19 protein-coding genes are annotated in these 26,436 nt (G+C 65.5%); 12 read left to right on the top strand and 7 right to left on the bottom strand.

Going from position 1 to position 26,436, the window contains the following annotated elements; translation table 11 throughout:
* Positions 1-6: 6 nt before the first annotated feature.
* The 5 genes from ACAG24_RS22790 (at position 7) to ACAG24_RS22810 (ending at position 8,248) form a co-directional block, all read left to right on the top strand.
* On the top strand, positions 7-912 hold the full coding sequence (locus tag ACAG24_RS22790) for a 3-methyladenine DNA glycosylase (protein ID WP_370474781.1): 906 nt from the start codon (positions 7-9) through the stop codon (positions 910-912).
* 90 nt (positions 913-1,002) lie between these two features.
* Entirely contained in the window at positions 1,003-3,195 is a 2,193-nt protein-coding gene (locus ACAG24_RS22795; protein WP_370474659.1) for a malate synthase G, read from the top strand.
* A gap of 46 nt (positions 3,196-3,241) precedes the next feature.
* Entirely contained in the window at positions 3,242-5,182 is a 1,941-nt protein-coding gene (locus tag ACAG24_RS22800; protein WP_370474660.1) for a substrate-binding domain-containing protein, read from the top strand.
* Between the two features lie 54 nt (positions 5,183-5,236).
* On the top strand, positions 5,237-6,814 hold the full coding sequence (locus ACAG24_RS22805; protein WP_370474661.1) for a peroxidase family protein: 1,578 nt from the start codon (positions 5,237-5,239) through the stop codon (positions 6,812-6,814).
* A 243-nt stretch (positions 6,815-7,057) separates the two neighbouring features.
* On the top strand, positions 7,058-8,248 hold the full coding sequence (locus tag ACAG24_RS22810) for an alkane 1-monooxygenase (protein WP_370474662.1): 1,191 nt from the start codon (positions 7,058-7,060) through the stop codon (positions 8,246-8,248).
* Here the strand turns inward: ACAG24_RS22810 and ACAG24_RS22815 are convergent.
* Positions 8,228-9,082: an SDR family NAD(P)-dependent oxidoreductase gene (locus ACAG24_RS22815; protein ID WP_370474663.1), complete on the bottom strand. Its 855-nt coding sequence runs from the start codon at positions 9,080-9,082 to the stop codon at positions 8,228-8,230. The two genes, ACAG24_RS22810 and ACAG24_RS22815, sit on opposite strands and share 21 nt — an antisense overlap.
* Positions 9,083-9,684: 602 nt before the next feature.
* Here ACAG24_RS22815 and ACAG24_RS22820 point away from each other — a divergent pair.
* The 5 genes from ACAG24_RS22820 to ACAG24_RS22840 all read left to right on the top strand — a co-directional run bounded on the left by ACAG24_RS22820 (position 9,685) and on the right by ACAG24_RS22840 (position 15,618).
* Positions 9,685-10,914, top strand: coding sequence for a PE-PPE domain-containing protein (locus ACAG24_RS22820; protein WP_370474664.1), 1,230 nt, complete (start codon positions 9,685-9,687; stop codon positions 10,912-10,914).
* Positions 10,915-11,081: 167 nt separating this feature from the next.
* Entirely contained in the window at positions 11,082-12,563 is a 1,482-nt protein-coding gene (locus ACAG24_RS22825; protein WP_370474665.1) for a flavin-containing monooxygenase, read from the top strand.
* Between the two features lie 60 nt (positions 12,564-12,623).
* The gene (locus ACAG24_RS22830; RefSeq protein WP_370474666.1) at positions 12,624-13,289 is read left to right on the top strand and encodes a cutinase family protein; all 666 of its coding nucleotides are present in this window, start codon (positions 12,624-12,626) and stop codon (positions 13,287-13,289) included.
* Positions 13,290-13,493: 204 nt separating this feature from the next.
* The gene (locus tag ACAG24_RS22835) at positions 13,494-14,735 is read left to right on the top strand and encodes a PE-PPE domain-containing protein (protein WP_370474667.1); all 1,242 of its coding nucleotides are present in this window, start codon (positions 13,494-13,496) and stop codon (positions 14,733-14,735) included.
* A gap of 55 nt (positions 14,736-14,790) precedes the next feature.
* Complete coding sequence (locus tag ACAG24_RS22840; RefSeq protein ID WP_370474668.1) at positions 14,791-15,618, top strand: class I SAM-dependent methyltransferase; 828 nt, start codon at positions 14,791-14,793, stop codon at positions 15,616-15,618.
* Here ACAG24_RS22840 and ACAG24_RS22845 read toward each other — a convergent pair.
* The 4 genes from ACAG24_RS22845 to ACAG24_RS22860 all read right to left on the bottom strand — a co-directional run bounded on the left by ACAG24_RS22845 (position 15,615) and on the right by ACAG24_RS22860 (position 22,202).
* On the bottom strand, positions 15,615-16,982 hold the full coding sequence (locus ACAG24_RS22845; protein WP_370474669.1) for a cytochrome P450: 1,368 nt from the start codon (positions 16,980-16,982) through the stop codon (positions 15,615-15,617). The genes ACAG24_RS22840 and ACAG24_RS22845 overlap by 4 nt on opposite strands.
* Positions 16,983-17,045: 63 nt before the next feature.
* Positions 17,046-18,530 (bottom strand): flavin-containing monooxygenase, encoded by a 1,485-nt coding sequence (locus ACAG24_RS22850; RefSeq protein WP_370474670.1) that lies wholly within the window; start codon positions 18,528-18,530, stop codon positions 17,046-17,048.
* Between the two features lie 54 nt (positions 18,531-18,584).
* Entirely contained in the window at positions 18,585-20,897 is a 2,313-nt protein-coding gene (locus ACAG24_RS22855; protein WP_370474671.1) for a PE-PPE domain-containing protein, read from the bottom strand.
* Positions 20,898-21,404: 507 nt separating this feature from the next.
* The gene (locus ACAG24_RS22860) at positions 21,405-22,202 is read right to left on the bottom strand and encodes an alpha/beta hydrolase (protein ID WP_370474672.1); all 798 of its coding nucleotides are present in this window, start codon (positions 22,200-22,202) and stop codon (positions 21,405-21,407) included.
* Between the two features lie 236 nt (positions 22,203-22,438).
* Here ACAG24_RS22860 and ACAG24_RS22865 point away from each other — a divergent pair, with 236 nt between their 5' ends.
* Positions 22,439-23,509 (top strand): LLM class flavin-dependent oxidoreductase, encoded by a 1,071-nt coding sequence (locus tag ACAG24_RS22865; RefSeq protein ID WP_370474782.1) that lies wholly within the window; start codon positions 22,439-22,441, stop codon positions 23,507-23,509.
* A 390-nt stretch (positions 23,510-23,899) separates the two neighbouring features.
* Entirely contained in the window at positions 23,900-25,228 is a 1,329-nt protein-coding gene (locus ACAG24_RS22870; RefSeq protein ID WP_370474673.1) for a hypothetical protein, read from the top strand.
* On the opposite strand, the gene ACAG24_RS22875 is transcribed toward ACAG24_RS22870, so the two are convergent.
* Together ACAG24_RS22875 and ACAG24_RS22880 are read right to left on the bottom strand one after the other, a co-directional pair.
* Positions 25,225-25,929 carry a nitroreductase family protein gene (locus ACAG24_RS22875; RefSeq protein ID WP_370474674.1) on the bottom strand — a complete coding sequence of 235 codons (705 nt, stop codon included), beginning with the start codon at positions 25,927-25,929 and terminating at the stop codon, positions 25,225-25,227. The two genes, ACAG24_RS22870 and ACAG24_RS22875, sit on opposite strands and share 4 nt — an antisense overlap.
* A complete protein-coding gene (locus tag ACAG24_RS22880) occupies positions 25,922-26,428 on the bottom strand; it encodes a DUF2505 domain-containing protein (protein ID WP_370474675.1) in 507 nt (168 codons plus the stop codon). Before ACAG24_RS22880 ends, ACAG24_RS22875 begins: the two co-directional genes overlap by 8 nt.
* Positions 26,429-26,436: the final 8 nt, after the last annotated feature.

A 26,436-nucleotide genomic window follows, 5' to 3' on the forward strand; every position in this document is an offset into this window, starting at 1 on the left:
GCCGCCGTGCCTGATGGGCGGCTCGCCGCCGGGTCTGATGGGCGACTCGCCGCCGTGCCTGACCGCTGGCAGGACCGCGCCGAAACCCACCGACGCCGCGCCGACGAACTCCTCGCCCCTCACGTCCGGCGTCGGCAGGAAGGCCAGCCGCACCCCGTCTTCGACTTCCTCTTCACCTACTACAGCCTGCGGCCGCGCCAGCTCCGCGTCTGGCACCCAGGGTGGGGGGTGACGCTGGACGGGCCCCATGCCGACGCCTACCTCCGGCGCGCCGGCTATGTCCGCGCCGATGGCGGTGTCACCGTCAGCAGGGAGTACCTCGCCGCCCGCCTGCCCACTGTGATGTTCATCGCCGACCTTCTCGGCGCCACCGCGTCGCGGCCGGCCCGCTACAACTGCTTCGGACTCCATGAATGGGCGATGGTCTACCGCTCCCCCAGCGTGCGCCACGCCTCGATCCCCCTGCGTCTCGGCACCGCGGGCACCGACGCCGTCGTCGAGTCAATGCCCCTGCGCTGCAGTCACTTCGACGCCTATCGCTTCTTCACCGGCCCCGCCGCCGAACGCAACGCGCAACCGCTGACACGCCAGACTCAGCTGAGCTCCGAGCAACCCGGCTGCGTCCACGCCGGGATGGATCTCTACAAGTGGTCGTTCAAGCTGGGCCCGCTGATCGAATCGGGGTTGGTGCTCGACTGCCTCGAGCTGGCAGCAGACGCGCGCGTCCTCGACATGAGGGCCAGCCCCTATGACCTCAGCGCCTTCGGATTCAGCCCGATAGCCGTCGAAACACCCGGTGGGAGGCGTGAATACGCGCGTTCGCAGGAAGCGATCAGCGAGCGGGCCGCTCCACTCCGGGCCCGGTTGCTGCAACGGTGCACGGCACTGAGGGACGCCGCCACCGGCGGATAGCGCTGTTACCGGTGGGTAAGCTGGACCGTTGATGGAGCAAGACACTCACAACGGCATGGCGCGGGCGCGCGTGCAAACGAGGGAGGAATCATGACCGATCGCGTGACGGTGGGTAACCTGCGCGTCGCCCCCGTGCTGTACGACTTCGTCAACAACGAGGCGCTGCCCGGCACCGACATCGACCCCGACACCTTTTGGTCCGGCGTCGACAAGGTCGTTGCCGACCTGACCCCGAAGAACCAGGACCTGCTCCGCCGCCGCGACGACCTGCAGGCCCAGATCGACAAGTGGCACCGGGCCCGCGTGATCGGCGGATTCGAGCCGGCCGACTACAAGCAGTTCCTCGAAGACATCGGCTACCTCGAACCCGAGCCGGGCGACTTCACCATCACCACCGCCGGTGTCGACGACGAGATCACCAGCACCGCCGGGCCGCAGCTCGTCGTCCCGATCCTCAACGCGCGGTTCGCGCTCAACGCCGCCAACGCCCGCTGGGGTTCGCTCTACGACGCGCTCTACGGCACCGACGTCATCTCCGAAGAGGGCGGCGCCGAGGCGGGAAGCTCCTACAACAAGGTTCGTGGCGACAAGGTGATCGCCTACGCCCGCGAATTCCTCGACGGTGCGGTCCCACTGGCCGAAGGGTCCTGGACCGACACCGAAAAACTCACCGTCGACGACGGTGCGGTCAGGCCCGCGCTGGCAGACCCGGAGCAGTTCGTCGGATATCTCGGAGACCCGACAGCTCCTACTTCCATCCTGCTCATCAACAACGGTCTGCACATCGAGATCCTGATCGACGCCGAATCCCCCATCGGGTCGACCGACAAGGCCGGCATCAAGGACGTCGTGCTCGAATCGGCGATCACCACGATCATGGACTTCGAGGACTCTGTGGCCGCCGTCGACGCCGACGACAAGGTGCTCGGCTACCGCAACTGGCTCGGGCTCAACCGCGGCGATCTCGCCGAAGAGGTCAGCAAGGGCGACAAGACGTTCACCCGCGTTCTGTCCGAGGACCGGACCTACACCGCCCCGGACGGCTCCAGCGAGGTGACGCTGCCGGGCCGCAGCCTGCTGTTCGTCCGCAACGTCGGACATCTGATGACCAACGACGCAATCGTGTTCGACGCTGACGGCGAGGACGGCCCCGAGGTCCCCGAGGGCATCCAGGACGCGCTGTTCACGAGCCTGATCGGTATCCACGGCCTGAAGTCCGACGGCGACGGTGACACCAAGAACGGGCCGCTGGTCAACAGCCGCACCGGCTCGATCTACATCGTGAAGCCCAAGATGCACGGACCCGACGAGGTCGCGTTCACCTGCGAGCTGTTCAGCCGCGTCGAAGACGTGCTCGGACTGCCGCAGAACACCATCAAGGTCGGCATCATGGACGAGGAGCGGCGCACCACACTCAACCTCAAGGCGTGCATCAAGGCGGCCGCCGACCGCGTCGTGTTCATCAACACCGGCTTCCTCGACCGCACCGGCGACGAGATCCACACCTCGATCGACGCCGGCCCGATGATCCGCAAGGGCGCGATGAAGTCCACCGACTGGATCAAGGCCTACGAGAACCAGAACGTCGACATCGGCCTGGAGACCGGCTTGTCCGGTAGGGCGCAGATCGGCAAGGGCATGTGGGCGATGACCGAGCTGATGGCCGACATGGTGGAGCAGAAGATCGGGCAGCCCAAAGCCGGAGCAACGACGGCGTGGGTGCCGTCGCCGACCGCGGCGACGCTACATGCGATGCACTACCACAAGGTCGACGTGTTCGCGGTGCAGAAGGAACTGGCGGGCAAACGCCGCTCGACCGTGGACGAACTGCTGACGATCCCACTGGCCAAGGAGCTGGCCTGGGCGCCCGAGGAGATCCGCGAGGAGGTCGACAACAACTGCCAGTCGATCCTCGGCTACGTGGTGCGTTGGATCGATGCCGGCGTGGGCTGCTCGAAGGTCCCAGACATCCACGATGTCGCCCTCATGGAAGATCGCGCCACTCTGCGCATCTCCAGCCAGCTGCTCGCCAACTGGCTGCGCCACGGTGTGATCACCGAAGAAGACGTCAAAGCCAGCCTGCGGCGCATGGCTGCCGTCGTCGACGAGCAGAACGCCAAGGATCCCGATTTCCGGCCGATGGCTCCCGACCCCGACGGCAGCATCGCCTTCCAGGCGGCCCAGGAACTCATCCTCGACGGCGCAGCGCAGCCCAGCGGCTACACCGAGCCGATCCTGCACCGCAGGCGCCGGGAGTTCAAAGCGGCTAGTACCGTTGGCTGACGCACGAACAGCACTGACCGGTCAATCAAGCGAGGCTTAGAACGGCATGGGCAGACATAGCCTCCCGGATCCCGACGAGTCCAGCGAACGCAGGCAAGACGAACCGCAGACCGAACGATTCGGGTTCGGCACGGATTCGGGCGATGAATCAGACGCGCCGACAAGCGATTTCGGTGATGACGAAAGCACCACCCGATTTTCCGTCGGAGGCCCAGGGCCGAGCACCGGCTCCCAGCGCGCCTGGGACAACGGGGAGTGGACGGGTACGCATCGCGCGGTGACGCCCGGCCGCCGTGGGGTGAGTGTCAGCATCATCGCCGCGCTGGTGACCGTCGTCGTGGTGGTGGCCGTCGTCATTCTGTGGCGATTCATCGGCGATTCGTTGTCCAGCCGATCCGACGCGGCCGCGGCGCGGTGCGTCGACGGAGAACTCGCAGTCGCCCTCGTCGCCGATCCGGCGATCGCCGAGCCCATCACGGCGCTTGCCGAGCAGTACAACCAGACCGCAGACCCCGTCGGCGACCGCTGCGTCAAAGTCGGTGTCACGGCTGCCGATTCCGATCGGGTGGTCAACGGCCTCAAGGACTCCTGGCCCGCCGATCTCGGCGAACGGCCCGCCCTGTGGATTCCGGCCAGTTCGGTGTCGGAGGCCCGCCTCGAAGCCGCGAAGGGCCCTGAATCCGTCAGCGACAGCCGGTCGCTGGTCAGCTCCCCCGTCGTGCTCGCCGTCGCCCCTGAGCTCAAAGATGCTCTCGGCGATCAGAATTGGGGCACCCTGCCCGAACTGCAGACCGACCCGGCCTCCCTCGACAACCTGGGGCTACCGGGCTGGGGCGGGCTGCGGCTCGCGCTGCCCCTCGGTGGTGACAGCGACGCGTCCTACCTTGCCGCCGAAGCCGTCGCATCGGCCTCCGCGCCGTCGGGCGAACCGGCGAACGCGGGACTCGGTGCGGTGAGCACGCTGATGGCGGGGGTGCCCGAGTTGCCCGACGCCGGCGCGGACACCGCGATCGACGCCCTCCTCGACGCCCAGGAACCCGCCGACGCTCCCGTCCACGCCGTGGTGACCACAGAGCAGCGAGTGTTCCAGCGCGCCACGTCCTCCGAGGTGGGTGGCAGGCTGACGACGTGGCTGCCGCCCGGGCCGACCGCGATGGCCGACTTCCCGACGGTGCTGCTGTCCGGTGACTGGCTGTCGCAGGAACAGGTCACGGCGGCAAGCGAGTTCGCGCGCTTCCTGCGCAAGCCCGAGCACCTCGGTGAGCTGGCCAAAGCGGGCTTCCGGGTCGAGGGCGCCGAGCCGCCCGCCAACGACGTGGTCGACTTCGCTGCCCTGCCGGCCCCACTCGACGTGGGCGACAACGAGGTCCGGACCACGATCGCCGACACGCTGACCGCCCCGGCCGAGAGTCCGACCGTGACCGTCATGCTCGACCAGTCCATGCCGGCCGACGAGGGCGGTGCCACCCGCCTGGCCAACGTCATCGATGCGCTCAAGGCGCGGATCCAGGTGCTGCCCCCCGACGCCGGGGTGGGGCTCTGGACCTTCGACGGCGTCGCGGGACGGTCTGAGGTGGCGGGCGGGCCGCTGTCCGAACCGGTCAACGGCACGCCGCGCAAGGATGCCTTGATCGGCGAACTCGACGGGCAGACGGCCTCGGCCGGCGGCGCCGTGTCGTTCACCACGCTGCGCCTCGTCTACGGTGACGCCACGTCGAAGTTCCGCGAAGGGCAGAAGAACTCGGTGCTGGTGATCACCACGGGCCCGCATACCGACCAATCGCTCGGGGCCGCGGGTCTGCAGGACTACATCAGGGGTGCCTTCAGAGCCGATCGGCCGGTGGCCGTCAACGTCATCGACTTCGGCGACGATTCCGACCGGGCCACGTGGGAGTCGGTCGCCCAGATCACCGGTGGCAGCTACCAAAATCTGGATAGTTCGGCCTCCCCGGAACTGGCGGCGGCGATCGCGAAGATGTTGTCCTGAGAAACTACCGTTGACCAGCGGCGTTCGGTCCGCGCGCGACGTATATTGACGCTCATGACCGGGGGGTACTGGCGAAAGAACGGCGTCAAGCGGGGCATCCGCGTGCTGTTGACGACACATGGTTCGTGGTTCTGGCTCTGTCTGCGGCGGATCCCGAAGGTGAATTCGCGGGTCAACCGCTTCCTGATCAACTCGTCGATCTACACGATGGAGACCCGCCCGCCCGCGCTGAGCACGAAATCGACGTATACGAGCTGGGATTCGCTCCATGATCGCGAGTTCAGCGCCCGGCACCTGCGAGGTGAGGACGACTTCGCGCCCGATACGAAGCCCGACAAGGCGTCTGTTGCGGCTCTGTTCGAAAGACCGCCTGGCACGCAGACGTTGTCCGAGGGTTCGTCACTGCTCTTCCCCTTCTTCGCCCAGTGGTTCGTGGACGGATTCCTGCGGACCGACCCCAGCGACCCGCGCCGGAACACCTCAACCCACGACATCGATCTCAGTCAGCTCTACGGGCAGAGGAAGGTCGAGACGCAGGCGCTACGAGCGGAATTCGGCCTGCTGAAGACATCGGCGGATGCCGAAGGCCGCGAGTTCCCGCCCCTGTACTACGACAGCGACGGCAACGTCAGTGAATCCTTCAAGGACTTGCCGATGGTCCTGGAGAGTGTCGACGACTCCAAAGCCAGGACCACGACCACACTTCCCGACGCCGTGAAACGCACCCTCTTCGCTCTCGGACTCCCCCGCGGCAACATCCATTACGGCCTCGCGATGATGAGCACCGTCTTCATCCGGGAGCACAACCGGATCGCCAGGGAGATCCGCAAGCACCACACATGGGACAGCGATCGAATCTTCGAAACGACACGCAACACGATGATCGTGCTGCTGATCAAGATCGTGATCGAGGACTACATCAACCACATCACGCCCATCAAGTTCCCGCTGTTCATGGAATCCGGCATCGGTCTGGAGGAGCGGTGGTACCGCCAGAACTGGATGTCGGTCGAGTTCAACCTGCTGTACCGCTGGCACAGCCTGGTGCCGTCCACCGTGAAGGTCGGCGGCCAGACCAGGCCGCTCTCCGAGTTGATGTGGGACACCAGCCCGCTCACCGAACACGGCGTGGCCTTCTTGTTCGACGAGGCGTCCGCGCAACCCTGCAGCACCATCGACCTGCTCAACACCGACCCGTCGATGCTCGACATCGAACAGACGTCGATGTACGTGGCCCGGCGGACCCAGCTCGCCTCGTTCAACGCGTACCGCGAGAGGTGCGGGCTGCCGCGCCTGCGCTCCATCGACGATCTGACATCGAAGCAGCCCGCCCGCGATGCTCTCACGTCCTGCTACGGCGACATCGACAAAGTCGAGTTCTTCCCGGGCCTGTTCGCCGAGGACGTCCGAGCCGGCAGCACCCTGCCGCCGCTGATGACGACGATGGTGGCCGTGGATGCCTTTTCGCAAGCCCTCACCAACCCACTGCTCGCCCCCGGAATCTACGGTCCCGACACATTCTCGCCGCAGGGGATGCAGGCGATCAGAGAGACGGCTTCTCTGGAAGACATCGTGCGCCGGAACACGAGGGGTGAATCGTTGATTCCCCGTGTCAGCCTGGCATTGCCCTGACGCGGAATTCGCAATTTGCTGCAGACCTGGCAACCAAAACCGCGCCTGAGGTCACCCTTAGCGGGCCTGAGCAGCCGCATAGCATCCAACAGGCGATCCAGAGCCGGGCTCTTGCGATCGACACGAAGTTCGCTCAAGCGATTGCCCGTGTCGTGCCCCAATGGTATGACGGCGTTATCATAAAGTCGCTTACGGCTGCGATGATCGGGGAACCGTCGGGCCAAGAGGGGGAGACTTCGACTGATGCCGACACTGCAACGGGCATTGAGGGGAAACGGGCAGTCGCCTGCTGCTTCTCAGCCCTGGCGAGACAGGAAGCGGTACGTCTGGCTGCTCGGCTTGGTCGTGCCCACGCTCGTCCCCATGTCGGCCCTCTCTGCGGGGCTCACGGGCTGGAGTGTGTTCTGGTGGTCGGGTCCTGTGTTGATGTTCCTCGTGATTCCCGCGCTCGACTACCTGGTCGGCCCTGACTCCGACAATCCGCCCGACAGCGCGCTCGGCTGGCTGGAAAACGATCGTTACTACCGCTGGGCGACCTACATCTACCTTCCCGCCCAGTACCTTTCGCTGGTGCTGGCCTGCTGGTTGTGGAACGGCGGTAGCGGCATCCCGATGAGCGAACTCGACAAGCTCGGGCTGATGATCACCGTGGGTGGCATCGGCGGTGTCGCCATCAACACCGCGCACGAACTCGGACATCAGCGTGCCCAGTCGGAGCGCTGGCTCAGCAAGGTCGCACTGGCACAGACCGGGTACGGACATTTCTACGTCGAGCACAACCGCGGTCACCACTCCCGTGTCGCCACGCCGGAGGACCCAGCCAGCTCGCGCCTCGGGGAAAGCCTGTACGCGTTCCAGTTCCGGTCCTTCTTCGGCAGCCTCCGCTCGGCGTGGCGCATCGAGCGGCGGCGGCTGACGTGCCATCACAAGCGGGTGTGGAGTCTGCACAACGACGTCCTGAACTCCTGGTTGATGACCGTCGTGCTGTTCGCGGTACTGCTCGCGGTGTTCGGGCCGGACGTGCTGCTGTGGCTCGTCGGACAGGCCGTCGTCGGCATCTGCCTTCTCGAGTCGATCAATTACCTTGAGCACTACGGACTTCGGCGTCAGCGCCGAGCCGACGGCAACTACGAGCAGGTGCGGGCCTCGCACAGCTGGAACAGCAACTCCGTGATCTCCAACGTGTTTCTGTTCCACCTGCAGCGCCACTCGGATCACCATGCCAACCCGCAGCGGCGATACCAGGCGCTGTGCCATGCCGATGAGGCCCCGCAGCTGCCGTCCGGTTACGCCACGATGGTCCTGTTGGCGCTGTTTCCGCCGCTGTGGCGCCGCGTGATGGACCGCCGTGTCGTCGACCACTACAACGGCGATGTGCGACTGGCGGCATTGAATCCACGCAATAAGCGCAAGCTACTGAAGCGGTACGGCTGACTGCACCTCGCGCGTGCGCTTCAGCGCGATCCCCGCGGCGCGCATCGACAGGGCCGGTGAAAGTCGCTCCAGATACCACAGGGCTTTCCACCACCGCGGTACCACGATGATCGCTTCGTTGCGCAGGACGCCGCGCAGCGCTTTGTCTGCGAAGACGTCGGCGTCCATGGGCCGCAGCGCCTCGCCCAGCTTGAGCTGATCCTCGCGGCTGACGCTCTTGTTCCTGCCGTACTCACCGCCGGTGAGGATCGGCGTGCGGACCACCCCGGGGCACAGCACGGATACTCGGACGCCGTGGGTGGCGGCCTCCACCCGCATCGCCTTCGACAGTGCGACGACGGCGTGCTTGGTCGCTGTGTAGCCCGCCTGCGCTGTCGTGGTGATCAGACCGGCCATCGATGCGGTGTTCACGATGTGACCGCTGCCCTGACGGATCATCACCGGGTAGGCAGATTGCACACCGTGGATGACGCCGCGGAGGTTGACGTCGATGATGTCGTTCCAGTCGTCGAGGGTCAGGCTGTCGACCTCACCGCCGATTCCTATGCCGGCGTTGTTGAACAGGTAGTCGATCCGACCGCCGGTGTTCACGGTGTCGGCGATCGCGCCCTCGAAGGCCTCCGGGTCGCGCACGTCGAGTTCCACCGCGTGCGCTGCGCCGCCGGTGCTCCGCAGTTGTCGGGCCAGTTGATCGGCGACCTCGGCCTGGCGATCGGCGATCCACACCTGCGCACCGGCGGCGGTCAGCTTGGCCGACAGCGCCGCACCGATGCCGGAGGCTCCGCCCGTGATGAAGGCGTTCTTGCCGGCGAGTTCAGCTGTATTGGGTGCCATCCGGGAAGAATATCGGCCGGCCGACGGACCCTGTGGCGGTGTACTGGACAGGGTCGAGCGGGCGTTTGCCCTTGACGCCCGTCAATCTTACCGACGAGTCAGTTGTACGGGTCCGGTCGAGCCCATCACGCTTCGGCCGCCGAGCGGTCTGAGACCGCTGGAGTTCACCGGCCGGACCCCTTCCCGAGATGGTGTGCTGTGGGGGGTGGTACAGACCAACAAAATTTTTTAGCCGAACAGCTGCTGGCAACGGTTTAACGAGGGGTAACCACTGGTCGGAGAACCGGTAGTTACAAAAATGTGATTTGTTCAAGTTTGCATGTCCAGCGACGGCCGTCAGGCGAATCTGATGGGCATTTACCTGGTAAAACCGTGGATAGCCGCAGATTTCGGTTATTGTGTCGAGGTCAATTGTTGCTATTCTCTACCCTTGTAGAGAATGCATAAAGAATTAATCACGGCAATATAACCGCGCTTTGCTATTTTTGCGTTCATTGGAAATACGTCTATTTTGCTGCGCAAAGTTTGACACTGGCGCAATATGCTTCTGTCGCGCCGGATACGGCGAGTCGCTTCACTGCTACTAATCGGGGAGATTTGAAATGCGCAGAAGCATTCGAAAAGCCGGGGTCGCGTGTGGCGCGGCCTTTGCTTCAGCGGCGTTGACCCTGTCAACCGCGACAGGTGCATCGGCCGTCACGACGGCAGTGGCCGTCGGCGGGCTGGGGACGCCCGACATGCACGAGGTCGTCATCAATCCTTTGCTCGGCGGAAAGCTGGCGCGGGAGAACGAGGTTCTCGACGGCGTCGAGTGGCCGGCCGAGGCCAAGCGCCCCGGCACCGGCTTGACGCTGGGGCAGTCCATCACCCAGGGCATTGCCAGCCTGAGCGACCACTTCGACGATGCGGTCGCGCGGCTGGAGGCCGGTGAGCAGTTCACCGTCGTCGGATTCTCCGCGGGATCACTGGTCGTCAACGACTTCATGCGGACACTGGCCGAGGATCCCGGCGCGCCCACCAAGGACCAGGTCAAGTTCATCCTGGTTGCGGACTCCAGCCGTCAGAAGCTGCTCGACGGTTCCAGCAAGTACAACCCACAGTACGACTACACCTACCGTCCGGCTGCCGACACCATCTACGACATCGACGTCGTCACCGGCGAGTACGACGGTGCGGCCGACATGCCGGACCGGTGGTGGAACTTCCTCGCCGTCGCGAACGCCATCGCGGGCGGCATCTTCGTCCATGTGCCGATGATGTTCGCCGACTACGAAGCGGTGACGCCCGAGGAGAACATCACGACGGTGGTCAACAGCAAGGGCGGTGTCACCACCACCTATCTGGTTCCCACCAAGACGCTGCCGATCGTCCAGCTGCTGCCGTTCCTGAAGCCGCGGGAAGCCGAATTGAAGGCGAAGATCGATGCGGCTTACACCCGCAACGACGACAGGGTCGCCACGTCGACCTTCGCCGCACGTTCGGCCGCCGTTCCGGAGGCTGTCGAAGAGGTGTCGGCGCCGGTCGAGGACGACGCGGATGTCGAGGACACCACGGACGCGACCGAAGCCGGAAGTGATGCCGGCGACGCGGACGGTTCGCACACCCGGACGACGAAGGCGAGCAAGAACGAGGCCGATGCCGACGCGGATGCCGCAGCATCGACGTCGGACGAGGATGAAGCTGAGGCCGCAGAGGATGCCGACAAGGCGGACTCGGACGCGGCCGAGGGCGACGAGGACGACAAGGATTCCGGCAGCAGCGCGGACTCCGACTCGTCAGGGGACTCGTCGTCTGATGGAACTGGGTCGTCTGACTCCGGCTCCTCGGAGTAGCCTCCCCGAACTCGAGGCTGCCGACGTAGGACGCCCGCCCGAAGCCCCGGCATCCGGCCGGGGCTTCGTGGTGTGCGCGGTGTCGCTCGGGAACGAAGGATCCCAGTGGACGCGGCCGGCGCTCCATACTCTGTCGATCTATTTGCTGTGGGGTACCGTTGTCGACCATGGATGAACCGCAGTACGACGTCATCGTCGTCGGTGCTGGCTTCGGCGGTATGGGGGCTGCCATCCAGTTGAAGAAGATGGGCTACGAGAACATCCTCATTCTCGACCGTGAGGATGACCTGGGTGGGACGTGGCACGTCAACCACTACCCGGGCCTGGCGGTGGACATTCCGTCACCCACCTATTCCTACTGGTTCGAGCCGAATCCACACTGGTCGCGGCTATATGCGCCGGGCTCCGAGCTCAAGAAGTACGCCGAGCACGTCGCCGACAAGTACGACGTCCGCAGGCACATGCGGTTCAACAGCCTGGTCGACGGTGCCGCCTGGGACGAGGACGCGAAGCTCTGGCATGTGGCGCTGTCCGGTGGTGAGACCCTGACCGCACGGTTCCTCATCACCGCCACGGGCTACCTGTCGCAACCCCGCAAGCCCGACATCCCCGGTATCGAAGACTTCGCGGGCCGCATCCTGCACAGCATGGACTGGGACGACAGCTACTCCCCCGCGGGTGACCGCATCGGCCTGATCGGAACCGGCGCCACCGCGGTGCAGTTGATTCCGCAGCTGAGCAAGCAGGCCGCCGAGCTCACCGTCTACCAGCGCACGCCGATCCACGTCGTCCCGAAGGTCGACTTCCCGATTCCGCCGGTGCTCCGCCGATTGTTTGCCCGGCTACCGCTGCTGCAGCGTGCTTTCCGGTGGACGAGCGATGTGAACCTCGAAGCGATGATGATTTTGTCGGTGCTGAACTTCAAGTACTTCCGGCAGCTCAACTCCATCGCCAATCTCACGTCGACTGCGTTGCGGTTCGTCTCCATCCGCGACAAGGCGCTGCGGGCCAAGCTCACGCCGCAGTACGAATTCGGTTGCAAGCGCCCGACTTATTCGAACTCGTACTACCGGATGTTCACCAAGCCGCACGTTCACCTGCAGGCCGCCGGTATCGAACGGGTCGAGGAGGACGGCATCGTCGCGTGCGACGGCACCAAAACCACGATCGACACTCTGGTGCTGTGCACGGGATTCGATTTGTGGGAGGCGAACATCCCGGCCATCGAGATCATCGGCCGCGATGCGAGGAACCTCGGTAAATGGTGGCGTGACAACGGCTTCCAGGCCTACCAAGGCGTCACCATTCCGGCATTCCCGAACTTCTTGAGCCTCGCGGGCCCCTACGCGTCCAGCGGCCTGTCGTTCTTCAACACCGTGGAATACCAGATGCGTCACATGGACCGGTTGTTCGGCGAGGTGCAGCGCCGCGATGCGACGACCTTCGAGGTGACGCCCGAAGCCAATGCGGCTTTCCGCGACCGGATGTCGAAGCTGTTGGGCAAGACGGTGTTCGGGCTCGGAGACTGCTCCCGGTCGCGGTCGTACTACTTCAGTCCGAGCGGAGAGACGCTGGTGCGGCCGGCTTCGACCAATCAAACGAACCGCGAGAACGACAACTTTCCGCTCACCGATTATTCGTTCAACTGAAAAGGCCAGCTCAGGGTCGGTTTTCGCGGAGTACTTCCAGCGATGTGACAGCATGTATTCATGCGGTTGAGGCGGATGTGGAGCGCGATCGGCGCGGCGGCTATGGCAGTCGCCGCAACCATTCCGACGGCAGCCGGGATTCCGTCGGCGAGTGCGCAGCCGTGCCCCGACGTCGAGGTCATCTTCGCGCGCGGAACCGGCGCTCCGCCCGGTCTCGGTTGGCTCGGTAACGCTTTCGTCGACTCGCTGCGAGCCAAGATGGGTGGCAGTTCCGTCGGCGCCTACGGCGTGAACTACCCCGCGAGCTTCGACTTCGACGTCTCCGCCCCGATGGGTGCAGCGGATGCGGCAGGCCGCGTGCAGTGGATGGCCGACAACTGTCCCGACACCAAACTGGTGCTCGGCGGCAATTCGCAGGGCGCAGGAGTCATCGACCTGATCACCGTCGACCCGAAACCGCTCGGCCGGTTCACGCCCACACCGTTACCGCCCCACCTCGCCGACCACGTGGCTGCCGTGGCCGTGTTCGGAAACCCGTTGCGCGACATCCCCGGTGGCGGAGCGCTGCCCCAACTCAGCGGCACCTACGGGCCCAGGACCATCGATCTGTGCGGTCTCGACGACCCGTTCTGTTCCTCGGGTCTCAACTTCCCCGCGCACTTCTCCTACATCAAGAACGGGATGGTCGACGAAGCGGCGAACTTCGTCGCGGGCCGGCTGCGGTGACTGGCGTCGGGCAACTTCACTAGCAAACCTATGCATCCAGTTTGCCCACGCGCGCTGAGATTGCCGGTGGTGCACGAAGAACCCCGGAATCCGGAAATTACGTTTCTAAATCGCGACACATAAATGTGCGCGACGCGTCGCCAGGGCACGGTACGCTGAGGCAATCAGCAAACGGTGCTGGCGTGGTCGACCGGGGAGATGTGCATGGCAAGGGGAGACAAGGCGACGGCGGCTCGTAAGCGCCGGCGTAAAGCGACGGCAGTGGCCGCGGCGGCAGCCGTGCCACTGATGGCGTTCACGGTCGCGGGGCCGGCGGGTCCGGTCGCCACGGCCGAGTTCAACTACTTCCCCGAAGAACCCACGCGGGTTCTGACCCTCAGCCTGTTGCCGGGCGGAAACGACGACGACCTGAGCGGCGTCATGTGTGAATCGCCGCGGACATGCAAGAACGTGCTGTACTCGCGGGCCAATTCGACCGCGGCGGTCGCCACGCTGAACCAGGCGGTGCGCGACGGGACCACTGGCAAACAGATCGTGTTCGCTTACAGCCAGGGTGCGCGGGTGGCGGGGCGGTGGCTGACCGAGAACGCCGGGACGGAGGGCGTCCCGTCGGCCCAGGACCTGAGCTTCGTGCTGATGGGCAATCCGAGCCGGAAATACGGTGGCTCGGACCGTGATTGGGAGACCACCTTCCCGATGACCGACTATCGCGTCATCGACGTGTCCCAGCAGTACGACATGGCCTCGGACTTTCCCGACAATCCCTTCAACCTGCTGGCCCTGCTCAATGCGAACGCGGGCTTCTTCTTCACCCATCAGGACTACGAGACCGTCGACATCTACGACGAGAAGAACTACGTCTGGGTCGAGGGCAACACGACGTATGTCTTCGTGCCCACCGAGAACCTTCCTCTGCTCAAGCCGCTGCGCTGGGTCGGGCTGGGTTTCCTGGCCGATGCGCTGAACGCCCCGCTGAAAGAGATCGTCGAGCGCGCCTACGACCGGTCCTACCTACCGGCGCAGCCGGGGTTGCCGTCCACGCCGGTTCCCGAACCCGAACTGCGGCAAGCGGACACGGTTGACGCGGTGCAGTCGGTGTCGGCCCGCTCCACGGCGTCGCCGTCGGAACCTGCGGCCGAGGACGACGAGATTCAGACCGTCGACGCGAGCGAGCCCGACGAAGCCGATGGGACCAAGGACTCCCCGCCGGATGCCGACAGCGGGGGCGATTCCGCCGGTGACGACGCCGAGGCTGTCGAGGACGACGACGCGGATCGGGACGGTGCTGAAGCCTCCGACGGGGACACCGGGACGTCGGACTCCGCCGGGCGTCATCGCCGGACGCAGAAGAGCGACGCGGACGCGCCCTCTCAGCGCGAGTCGTCGGAACGGCAATCGTCGGCCGGCGACTCCGACGGCGGTGGGACATCCGGCGACAGCGAATAGCCGGTCCGGCGGCGTTGCTTTTTCGTTCGATCGTGCGATGTGCTTGGCTGGCGGTATGGATGTCAGCGGCCTAGCACCGATCGAACAGACCGCGCTTCTCACCGAGTACTGCCGCGCTCTCGACTCGCGCTCGGCCACGCCCATCCTCGGCGATACCGTCGCCGACAGCACGGTGCGACAGATCGACCATGATTTCGCCGGCCTCGGCGCGAGTCCGAGCGTGGTCGCACTGGTGGCGCTGCGGGCGAAAATGCTCGACGAACGCATCCGGGCACACGTGGCCGCGAACTCCACCGCGGTTGTGGTGGATCTCGGTGCCGGTCTCAGCAGCGCGGTGTGGCGGGTAGATCCCCCGGAGACGGTGGACTGGTTCAGTGTCGATCTGCCCGCAGTGATGTCGGTGCGCGAGTCGCTGGTGCCCGCGCATCCGCGGGCACGGTCGGTGGCAGCCAGCGTGCTCGAAACGGACTGGGCGGCCGGCATTCCTGCCGACAAACCTGCGATGGTGTTCGCCGACGGACTGTTCGCCTTCCTCGACCAGGACGCGGTCGTCGGCATCCTGCGGCGGATCACCGAACACTTCGCTTCGGGCGTCATCGCGTTCAACGACTACGGAACGGTCAGCAAGGCCAATCAGATCGTCGGCCGGCTGGCGACCTCGAGCAAGTCGAATTCGCCGCACCGACAATGGAATTTCCCGGGATTCAAGGATGCCCGCACACCGGAAGCGTGGAACCCTGACCTGCGACTCCTCGAGGAGGCCAGCGCGATGCAGCGTCCTGAGGCCGCCCTGTTCCCGGCCGGTCTGCGCATCGCGAGTCGGTTGTCGCGCCGCGTACCGTCGATCGCCAGGAAAGCGCGAATTCTGCAGTACCGCTTCTAGCCACTGCTCTCTGCGACCGACACCGAATCGGTGCTTCGCTGTTGCGGCCTGTGCCGCCGGCGAACCACCGCGCGGCCGCCGCGACCCGGTGTCACCGTGACGCCGCGACTGTGCGGTTTCTCGTCGGGCTCGTCGGTCGGCTCGAGACGGAACTCGCGCAACATGGTGCGCAGCGTGACATCCATTTCCATCGTGGCGAACGACGCACCGATGCAACGCATCATGCCGCCGCCGAACGGAATCCACGCGAAAGGATTGGGCGGGTTGCCGACGAACCGGTCGGGATCGAACTTGTCGGCGTCGGGGAAGCTCTCCTCGGCCGCCATTGCGAGCTGGGTGCTGGCCATGATGGTGTCGCCTTCGGGAATCACCCACTCCCCCAGCCGAATCCGAGTCCTGGCGCGACGCAGGGCGGCGGTCAGCACCGGCCGGGTGCGCTGCGATTCGGCGATCGTCGCCGTCATCAGTTCGGAGCCGCCCGCATCCACCTCGTCCGAGAGACGCTGCAGCAGATCCGGATGACGCCGGATGCGCTCGATCGTCCACGCGAGCTGTGTGGAGGTCGTCTCGTGCCCGGCGACGAGCATCGTCAGCAGCTCGTCGACGATGAAGGGATCCGGAATCGGCTCGCCGTTGTCATAGCGGGCTTGCAGCAACAGCGAGAGCACGTCCCCGCGCTCGGCGAAGTTCGGATCCGAACGGGCGTCCGCGATCAACGAAGTGCAGATCTCGTCCATCCGTCGCCGGTATCGGGCGAACTTGCCGCCCGGGCTCCACGGACCCACGTCGCGGCGCACCACGGACGGCAAAAGCGCGATCTTGGAACCGAATTCGACCGCGGCCGGAATGACGACACGCAGCTCGTCGAGCTCGTCGCCCTTGGCCCCGAACACCGCGCGCAGAATGGTGTTCAACGTGATCCGCATCATCGGCTCGAGTGTTTCGAACTCGACGCCCTCGGGCCACGACGCCATTTCGCGCACCACCTCTTGTTCGGTGATGTCCTCGTAGGCGCGCATGTTCTTGCCATTGAAGGGGGGCAGCAGCAGCCGGCGGCGCGCGAGCAGCTCGTCGCCCTCCAGGTTGAAGATCGAACCGGGACCCAGCACGTCGCCGCCGAGATTGTTCTGCGGCCTCCCGACGAGGTCGCGACTGGTGCTGAAGAGGTCCTTGACGAGAACCGGGTCACTGATCACCACGGTCTCACCGAATACCGGCAGCTGCAGCGTGAACGTCGAACCGTAACGCCTGCCCAGCGCGGCGACCGAACCGTAGCGCGCGGCCAGCACTGCGGCACCCTGGATCAGTTTCGGGATCCGCGGGCCGGGCGGCAGCCGCACGGGATCGGTGGTGGCCGTTGCCATGTCGTCACCCCTTGGTGTCGGGTCGAGATGTGTGTTCGGTGGCTCGCGGGCCGCAGTGGCCCGTCAGGCCATCTCGTAGTGGCTCAGCGGAAAGCTGTCCTGCTCCTTGACGGCCTGACGGATCGACGTCGGGCGGAACAGCGGGGCTTCGCCGGAACTGTTGAACCAGTATGAGCGTGAATTCGCGCAGTTGCCCAGCGTGAACACCGAGTCGTCCAACAGGGTCAGCATCCGGTCGAGGAACTCCGCGTTGGCCTCCTCGGTGACCTCGAAGGTCCTGGCGCCGCGACGCTGCAGCTCGCCGAAAAGCCGATTCATGTGGCGCATCTGGTATTCAACCGTGTCGAACCACGACATCCCCACCCACGCATAGGGGCTCGCCTGGGTCAGCAGGTTCGGGAAGAGCGGCACCGCCAGTCCCTCGTAGGCCTGGAACTTGTTCTCGCGCCACCACTTTCCGAGATCGCGGCCTTCTCGGCCGATCACGGGGACGGCCGGCAGGTTCGACTCCCAAACGTCGAAACCCGTTGCGAGAACCAAGGTGTCGATCGTTCGTTTGGTTCCGTCCTTGCCCACGATGCCGTCGGGGTCGATCCGCTCGATGCCTGCGGTCTCCAGGTGCACATGCGGTTTGTTGAACGTCCGGTAGTAGACATTCGACAGCGTCGGTCGCTTGCAGCCGAAATCGTAGGACGGCGTGAGCTGGCGGCGCAGCCTTTTGTCCCTGATGGCCAGGAACCGGTGCAGCCGTCCGATCGCGGCCGCCGCCCGGTTCACCGGACGGAACTGGCGGAACTTCCACATCGCGATCGTCACCATGATGTCCATGAACATGTCACTGGACAACCGCAGGAACCGTTGCGTGGCAGGAACTTTGGCGAACAGCCGCTGAGCCCGAGGGCCGAACGAGAAGTCCAGCTTCGGCATGACCCAGATCGGTGTGCGCTGATACACCGTCAGTTCGGAGACGTCCTCGGCCAGTTTCGGGATCAGCTGCACACCGGTCGACCCGGTGCCGATGATCGCCGCCCTCTTGCCCTTCAGCGAGTAGTCGTCATCCCACTCCTGGGCGTGCAGCACGGTCCCCGCGAAGTCGTCGATCCCGGCGATGTCAGGCTTTTTCGGCTGACAGAGGTAGCCCGTGGCGAGGATCAGGAACTGCGTCCGCAGCGTCTCGCCGCCGACGAGCGACACCAGCCAGGTCTGGCTCTCCTCGTCCCAGCGGGCACCCTCGACGGTGGTGCCGAACCGCATGTAGCGGCGCAGTTCGTACTTGTCGGCGACGTGCTCAGCGTAGGTCTTGAGCTCCGCACCGGGCGCGTACAGACGCGACCAGTACGGATTCGGCTCGAACCAATACGAATACGTGGTGGACGGGACGTCGACCGTCAGTCCGGGATAGCGGTTGACGTGCCATGTACCTCCGAGGTCATCCTCGCGATCGAGGATGGCGATCTTCTGGTACCCCAGCCGATTGAGCTGGATAGCGGCACCCATCCCGCCGAATCCCGCACCGACGATGACGGCCTCAAACTGCTCCGTGCTCACGGGGCGATACTACGGCCTTTCGTGAGGCCTTTCGTGAGGCCCTTCCGACCCGTCTCAGTCATCGGCGCCGCCGCTGCCTCCGCTGCCGCTGCTGCCGCTGCCACCGCTACCGCTGCTTCCGGAATCGCTGTCACCGCTGTCGGCGGAATCGGTCGAGGACTCGGACTCCGACGCCGCAGCCTTCTTGGCGGCTTCGGCCTCGGACTTGTCGGCCTTCGTGGTCTTGCTGCGCGAGGGAGCGGCCTCTTCCGCGGCGTCATCCTCGTCGGCTGCAGGAGCTTCCTCGGCGGGCGTCTCGGTCTCGGTTTCCTCGGCCGGAGCTTCGGGCGCCTCTTCGGCAGGAGTCTCTTCGGCCGGAGCCTCCTCGACAGGAGCCTCCTCGACAGGGGCCTGCTGGAACTTGTCGAGCAGGTTCTGCACCGCAGTCGAGACGACGTCGGGCTTCTGCTCGTCGGCGTCCTCGGTGGTTTCCGTGGTCGAGTTGGTCTCGGCCTCGGGGGTTTCCTCCGTGGTCTCCTCGGGTGCCAGCTTGGCCAGGAGCGCGTTGACGCTGGTGTCCTCGGTGTCCTCGGTGGCGTCCTCGGTTGCCGGGATGTCGTTGAGGCCGGCCTTCTCGTTCCACTCCGCGATCTCTTCGTCGGTGAGGCCGTCGACCGGTTCGCCGATGTACTTGCCGGTCTTGGGGTCGTACTGATCCCTGACCGACGGCGGGATGTAGGCGCCCGGGTAGACGTCCAAGCCGACCTTCCAGTCCTCCGGCATGAACGGATCGACCTTGTTGCACTGCGGGCACAGGATCTTGGCGAACGGACGCGCGAGGTACGCGAACGGCGTCATCTTCGGATTCCACACGTAGCTCTTCGGCACGAACGGATTCCAGGTCGTGTTCAGGGCGCTGAGCAGGTTCGTGAACGACCCGATCTGGTCTTCCAAGGACGGTGTCTTGATGCCTTCCGGCTTCGACATCAGGTGCTCCCAGAACGACGTCGATTCCTGGAACGGCTCCAGGTGGATCGTCTCGCCGTACCATTCGACCTCGTCACCTTCGAGGCCGAGCTCCTGGCCCCAGAAGCCCTCCACCTTGCTGATCGGGTTGTACTGCGGGGTGATCGGGTCGGTGAAGGTGAAGCCTTCCTTGGCGAACAGGTCCCACAGCATGACCTTGAACATCTGGTCCGTGATGGCCGAGGGATCGTCGCACGGCGGGAAGCCGGTGCATCCGCCGTTCATCGGCAGGTTGGCGCGGGCCCAGTAGTCGGCGATCTCACCCAGGGGGCGGGAGATCGACGGGATCGCGATCAGGAAGTCGACGAATGCCCGCGTCATCTCCGGGTTCGCCGGGTCCCAGCCGAGCACGTTGACCGGGGTGTAGACCCACCAGCTGCCGCTGGCGCGCATGGCCTCGGCGAAGCGGTTGGTTCCCGCGACGGCGTAGTAGGGAATGTTGGCGATCGTCTCGGCCAGGTTGATCGGGATGTAGGACCAGCTCTTGTCGGGCGCGGCGATCGTCGTGTTCTTGATGCGGTCGTCGCGGTCGTACGCCTGCTCGATCAGGTACTGCAGGCCCGGGGTGAGCTCGTCGGCCAGCTGTCCGAGACCGAGCCAGCGCAGCGGCTCGACGATCGGAAGGGTCTTGGAGGGCACGAAGACGTACTCGATGCCGTCTTCGGTCCACGTGCTGTTCTCCTCGGCGTCGATGTCGACGTCCGAATAGCCCTTGCCGAGGTGGTTGGTGAAGAAGCCCATCGTGGCGTTGAGGACCGCCAGCGAGTTCAAGGTGTTCTTCGGCATGTCGACCGTCGGGTCGTACTGCTGCGCGACGTCGATGACCTTGATGCCGCTGTTCTCGGGCCAGCCCTGGCCCCAGACGGTGCCCGAGCCGCCGTACTTGCGGGTGGGGTTGCCGATGACGACGAACGTCAGGTTCTCGGGAGCCGGATATGCCTCGGGGTCCTCGAGATGCTTCTCCAACCACTGCGAGGCGACGACAGCTCCCTCGCTGAAGCCGAAGATCGTGGTCTCTTCACCCGGGTTGCCCGCGAGTGCCGCCCTGAGCGCTTCGACGCCGGAGCCGAAGTATCCGGGGTTCAGCGGGTCGGTCCAGATCGGCACGTACTCGAGCGCGTAGCAGGGGGTGCCGTTGCCGCCGCAGACAGTGCCGTTGAGCTGGTCGGCCATGTCCAGCGCGTCCGGCGACGGGTTGATCGTGACCACCCGCGCGGACAGGGTGACGTCCTGAGTGACCTGCTTGGTGGTGGTGGCGGCACCGAAAGCCGGCGCCGGCGGCGCGATCGGAGCGAGCGCGATCACGCTCGAACCCACAATGGCAAGGCCCGTCGTCATATACGGGCGGAGCGCTGAATGCATGTCGCAACCTTCCAGGTCGTTGCAATGTGATGACGATCCGATCACGGCAGAAGTGAGCGGAGATTATCACAGATTCACACAACGCAAGGAATTGCTGGACGAAATCGAGAACATCGCCGCAACCTGTGAGAGAAAACCGCTCCGGGCGGTGTCGGCCCTGATTTTCCTGGGTGCGTCCGGTGAATGTCACCCTCGGCAAAGCGGGGCGCATACCTCTGATGCGCACCCATGAGCAATCGGTGACGATGCGGTGACAAAGGCAATTGAGCAGCAGAATGTGGCGAGTACGGGTGTTGCAGCTATTTTGCCCCAACGCACTGTGGATAGCTGGTTACGGAACCGTAGCCACGGTGGGCACGGCTCGGCCGGCGGGTTGGCTCACCCGCCTTCCAGCAACATCGGTTGTCGACTGAAATGTGTTACAGAGCCTTTTGCTGGCTGCGTCAATTAGCCACGGACGCCCAGAACTCACCCGTTACATCCGTCGCACCGGCACCAGCCGCGGGGTCACAGACCGCGGGATCGAAGCCAGGAATCGATTCGCTCGGCGACGGCTTCCCACCCCGGTTCGATCATCATGTTGTGGCCCATGCCCGGGAAGAACTCGGGCTCGGTGCCGTAGGCACTGGCTGTCAACCTCACCTCGGCGGGAGTCACCGCCAGCGAGTCTTCGAGCGCGCCGAGGATCAACATCGGCGCACGTACCCGTGCGGGACGGGGTAGGTCGGTGACGCCGTCACGACCCGAACGCGCACTCTCCTCCTGGAGCCTGGCCGCGCACGCCGCGACGATCTCCTCCGGGGTGTGGGGAGAGAAGAACCGTTCCCTCGCCAGTTCTGGTGTGCTGACATACGCCAGCGATCTGCCGGTGGCGGAAAGCGTCAGGAAGTCCCGCGGATGCCGCCGCAACCAGCGGATGCCCGAAGCCAGATAGCCTCGCGGTGGTGCGGACGCCATCAGCACGCCGGCCGGGATGTCCCGGGACTCCAGGAACTTCTGGACGACGAAGCCGCCCATCGAGTGGCCGATCACGACCGGGGGCGTCGGCAGCGTGGCTGCCACCGTCGCGACGTCGTCGACGTAGTCCTTGATCGACAGAGTGCGAAGCGGTTTGTCCGACGGGCTGTTGCCGTGGCCGCGCAGGCTCAGGGCGAGCGCGCGATAGCCCTTGTCCGCGAAGAAGTTCAGAAAATGTTCATCCCAGCACCAGGCTGCATGCCAGGCGCCGTGCACAAAGAGCAGCGGAACCGGATGTGCCGGGCCTGCGCTCCCCTTGTCGATCACCTCGAGCGGCGCGGGTGCCATGACAGGGCCACAACCTTTGCGTTCGAGGGGTGGGATCTCCGGTCGGAGACGAGCACGGAAAACGTACCACTGACCACCCTGCGCCGATCATGTGACAACCGGGGGCCGGCGCTGCGGTAGTACGGTCGCTGATTATGACGTTTCGCGCGCGATCCGCCGTCTCGCCCTTCCGTTTCGGACTGCTCGACGGCATCGTGAACACCCGGATCTCGCCGACCCTGCTGCCATCGGCCAGCATGCTCACAGCGTCGGCGACCGGCGCCGACTCGTTCTGGGTCGGTGACCACATCAACTCGCTGGTGCCACGGTCGGTGGCCACCCCGGAGCATCTCGGCCTGGCGGCGAAACTGGTGCCCAAGGTCGACGCCATCCTCGAACCGTGGACGATGCTCGGGCACCTGGCTGCCCGCAATCGCTTGCGCCGGCTGCGATTCGGTGTCTGTGTGACCGATGCCAGCCGCAGGCACCCGGCCGTCACCGCGCAGGCCGCCGCCACGCTACATCTGCTCACCCGGGGGCGGGCGATCCTCGGGATCGGCGTCGGAGAACGTGAGGGCAACGAGCCGTACGGCGTCGAATGGACGAAGCCGGTTGCCCGATTCGTCGAGGCGCTGGCGACCATCCGGGCGCTGTGGGAGTCCGGCGGCGAGCCGGTGACGCGCGAATCGGAGTACTTCCCGTTGCGGCACGCGGTGTTCGACCTGCCGCCGTACAAGGGTCGCTGGCCCGAGATCTGGGTTGCCGCCCACGGGCCGCGGATGCTGCGCGCGACGGGGCGCTACGCCGACGGCTGGGTTCCGTTCGTCATCTCGCGGCCAGGCGACTATGCGCGGTGCCTCGAAGCGGTGCGCACCGCCGCCTCGGACAACGGCCGCGACCCGATGGCGATCACCGCGGCGGTGAACCGCACAGTGGTCGCGGGGCGCACCCGTGACGACGTCGACGAGGCGCTCGATTCGGTGATCGTGAAGTCGGTGGCGCTGGCCGCGCCGGCCGAAGCGTGGGCCAGGCACGGTGTCGAGCATCCCCTCGGCTCCGACTTCTCCGGCGTGCAGGATCTCGTCCCGCAGACCATCGACCAGGAGACGGCGCTGGCCTACACGGCCCGGGTTCCCGCGTCCCTGATGAAGGAGATCTGCTTTCACGGGACCGCCGACGAGATTCTCGACCAAGTGGCCGAGTGGCGCGACCACGGCTTGAGGTACCTCCTGGTGATCAACGGCAGCCAACTGAACCCGAAACTGCGCAAAGGAATAGCGGCGACGGCGCCGTACACGTCGGTTCTGCGAGGGCTCAAAAAACTCTGAGGTGTTTGCCGCGGAAAGGTCACCGCGGACGCGTGGGCGCTGCCGCACACGGCGCCCTCCGATGCAGCCCTGTCGAACGAGATGGTCCGCGTCCAGACCACTCGATCCGAGGCGGGCGTCGGCGAGGCTGCGCATATCACCGCGAAACCCCGCTGAGCACGGTCAATTTCGCAGGAGCGTCAATATCGGGTGTCCGCCCGCGAAGCGATTCGGCGTCAAGTCCTCGGTGAACGGGCCAGGACGGACGTACGCCGGGCCGATGACCCGCCGGCCACCGCGGTCTGTAGCGACAAAATGCGAATGTTTGCGGAAGGGGTGCGGTGCCGCGCCGGGCACAGGGTATGGTCGTCCGGTCGACCGATGTAACTGTCGGGGGGAAAGTTGGGTGTCATGCGAGTAGCCGTCAAACCGGTCATCACGACCAGCGTGGCCCTGGTCGGGGCGAGCGTCATCGCCGTGACCCCGATCCAGGCGCAAACCTCGACCGTGCGCGTCATCGAATCCGATGTCAGCCTGTCCGCGTCGTCGGTGGCCTATGTGCCGGTCAACATGATCCAGCAGGCTCTCAGCGCGCCGGCGAACATGGTCGCCGCGCTCGATCGGCTCGCCGCGGCGATGGTGATCAGCGGCAGCTGGAACGAGAACCACGCGAACAACCAGTGGGGCTGGGACGAGGCCAACCCGGCGATGTTGAAGGAACTGATCAACACGTTGATCCCGTTCCCGGCCTTCTCGGAGCCCTTCGGCAGGCACCTGAACTGGTGGGCCACCGCGAATCTGCCGATGTACGAGGGCTGCAATTACGACTGCCCCGATCTGCCCGGGATGCTCGACCGGATGTTCAAAGTCCCGATGAGCGAGTTCTACGACGAGGACGGCTACACCTTCCCCGTCGTCAAGACGCCCTTCAACGGCGTGGAAACGCCGTGGTCGGAAGAGACCGTCAAGCTGGATCCCGCCGAACCCATTCGCGCCCTGTGGGATTCGTTGACAGCCGAGCCCACGGGCGTCAGGACCACCACCTGGTGGGAGGTGGTCACCGCGGTCGCGAACTTCAGCGCGGCGATGCAGATCACCGGTCACATGCCGGACTGGGTCGCGGTGCGCGAGATCGAGCGCTTCTTCAAGCACTTCCTGCGCCCACCCGTGGAAGAAGAGGCCGAGGGTACCGAGGGCGCCGGGGGTGTCGAAACCCTGGCCGATGCACCGGATTTGGCGCTCGTCGCGAACACCGTCGCGTCGGAGGGCGAGGCGCTCGGCGGCCTGTCCCCCGCACCTGCGCTGCGCGCAGTAACCTTCGGCGCCACCGGCACGTCCGGCGCGGAGGATTCCGGCGTCGGCGAAGCGGAAGCCCCATCCGGTGCCGACGACACCGTCGCGGAGACCGATGCCGATCCGAACACCGGATCGCACACCGATTCTGACGCCACGTCGATCGTCGACACCGCGACGAACTTCCTCAAGGGCAAGTTCGCCACTGCCCAGCAGGACGAGGCCGAGCTTGAGAAAGCCGACGTCGAGGAAGCCGACGCGGCGGACGACGCCGACGCCGCGCAGGATGACGACGGCGCGGACAACGCGAAGTCCACCGGCTCACGTGGCTCGGCAGGCTCCGGTGGCTCGGATTCGGGTTCGGACAACGATTCCGACTCGAGCGACTCGGGGTCGGCTGCTGGCTCGAGCGGGTCCGGTGGCGGCGACTCCGGCGGCGACAGCTAGCCCGTACCCATCCACGGACGGTTGCCGTAGGTGTTGAGATGCATCACCTCGGCGGCCGGCCTGCGGGTCGTCGGACCGTAGCGGCCGCGCGGCCACCCCAGCGGTACAACGCAACAGGGTGTCACGGATACCGGGAGGCCGAGAGTTTTGCGTGTCGAGGTCACGCTCCACAGCGGCAGCGTGATCAGCGACGCGCCCAGCCCCATGGCGCGCGCCGCCAGCAGCAGGTTCTGCACGCTCGGGTAGATGGAACCGAAGAAACCCGACAGGGCGGCGTGGGGCATCGGCACGAACGGGATGCGGCCGTCCTTGGCGCCGAGACGCAGGCACGCCACGATCAGGACGGGCACCTCCGTGAAGTGGTCGACCTGCCACTGCACCGCGCGAGCCGTCTTGGCCATCGACGGGTCGCGCTTGGACACCCGGCGAATCACCGCGTGGTAGTACAGGTTCCACGCCTGCCGGTACCGCTTGGCGAGCTTTTTCTTCGTCGCGTAATCCTTGATGACGATGAATTCCCAGTTCTGCCCGTTGGCGCCCGTGGGTGCGTGAAGGGCGACTTCGATGCACCTCATCAGAATCTCGTCGTCGATCGGGTCGGGATAGACGCGGCGCACGGCGCGCTGGGTCATCATCACGTCGATCAGCGACATATCGAGGCGCGCAAGGGCTTCCGGCGTCGACGGAGGGGCTTCAGCCATTCTGTGCAATCCAATCCGAGGTAAAGCGTTGAAGTTGCGGGATCTCGGTGACGATCTGATCGCAGATGGCCTTCTCGACTCGGCCCCCCACGATCGGGATCTTCACCTCGACCGTGCCGGTGAAACGGAACTGCGAACCGTCCGGCGCCGCCGCGACCGTGGCGGTTCCCATCCCACTTCCCGGGACGCCGGATGCGGAGATCGTGACCGAGCCCTGCACTGACTCTGCGCCGGTCCGATGCCACGCCTCGGTCCGCACGACAGACAAGGTGCCCCTGAACACCTTTTTCAACGGTCCTGGCAGCAGATCGTTGCGAAGGTCCTGGGTGGTCGACACCGAAACCGCGCCGTCGGCATCCACCTCGAGCCTGTCCAACGTGGTTGCGCCGCCGCCGAACTCGGTGATCCGATCTCGCCAATAGCCTTCGTCGCCGAAAGCGGCGAAGACCTGCTGCACCCCGGCGGGAGAGTCTGTCTGGACGTCAAAAGGTGTGGGCACAGGACGTC

The sequence above is a fragment of the Mycobacterium bulgaricum genome (assembly GCF_041287165.2).
GTDB classification, from domain to species: Bacteria; Actinomycetota; Actinomycetes; order Mycobacteriales; family Mycobacteriaceae; genus Mycobacterium; species Mycobacterium bulgaricum.

Coding starts and splice junctions, on each gene's coding strand:
- ACAG24_RS22845 (WP_370474669.1), bottom strand. CDS start 16,982: ATGGCAACGGCCACCACCGATCCCGTGCGGCTGCCGCCCGGCCCGCGG.
- ACAG24_RS22860 (WP_370474672.1), bottom strand. CDS start 22,202: ATGGCACCCGCGCCGCTCGAGGTGATCGACAAGGGGAGCGCAGGCCCG.
- ACAG24_RS22810 (WP_370474662.1), top strand. CDS start 7,058: ATGCCGACACTGCAACGGGCATTGAGGGGAAACGGGCAGTCGCCTGCT.
- ACAG24_RS22825 (WP_370474665.1), top strand. CDS start 11,082: ATGGATGAACCGCAGTACGACGTCATCGTCGTCGGTGCTGGCTTCGGC.
- ACAG24_RS22820 (WP_370474664.1), top strand. CDS start 9,685: ATGCGCAGAAGCATTCGAAAAGCCGGGGTCGCGTGTGGCGCGGCCTTT.
- ACAG24_RS22875 (WP_370474674.1), bottom strand. CDS start 25,929: ATGGCTGAAGCCCCTCCGTCGACGCCGGAAGCCCTTGCGCGCCTCGAT.
- ACAG24_RS22805 (WP_370474661.1), top strand. CDS start 5,237: ATGACCGGGGGGTACTGGCGAAAGAACGGCGTCAAGCGGGGCATCCGC.
- ACAG24_RS22835 (WP_370474667.1), top strand. CDS start 13,494: ATGGCAAGGGGAGACAAGGCGACGGCGGCTCGTAAGCGCCGGCGTAAA.
- ACAG24_RS22795 (WP_370474659.1), top strand. CDS start 1,003: ATGACCGATCGCGTGACGGTGGGTAACCTGCGCGTCGCCCCCGTGCTG.
- ACAG24_RS22865 (WP_370474782.1), top strand. CDS start 22,439: ATGCTCACAGCGTCGGCGACCGGCGCCGACTCGTTCTGGGTCGGTGAC.
- ACAG24_RS22800 (WP_370474660.1), top strand. CDS start 3,242: ATGGGCAGACATAGCCTCCCGGATCCCGACGAGTCCAGCGAACGCAGG.
- ACAG24_RS22840 (WP_370474668.1), top strand. CDS start 14,791: ATGGATGTCAGCGGCCTAGCACCGATCGAACAGACCGCGCTTCTCACC.
- ACAG24_RS22870 (WP_370474673.1), top strand. CDS start 23,900: ATGCGAGTAGCCGTCAAACCGGTCATCACGACCAGCGTGGCCCTGGTC.
- ACAG24_RS22830 (WP_370474666.1), top strand. CDS start 12,624: ATGCGGTTGAGGCGGATGTGGAGCGCGATCGGCGCGGCGGCTATGGCA.
- ACAG24_RS22855 (WP_370474671.1), bottom strand. CDS start 20,897: ATGCATTCAGCGCTCCGCCCGTATATGACGACGGGCCTTGCCATTGTG.
- ACAG24_RS22815 (WP_370474663.1), bottom strand. CDS start 9,082: ATGGCACCCAATACAGCTGAACTCGCCGGCAAGAACGCCTTCATCACG.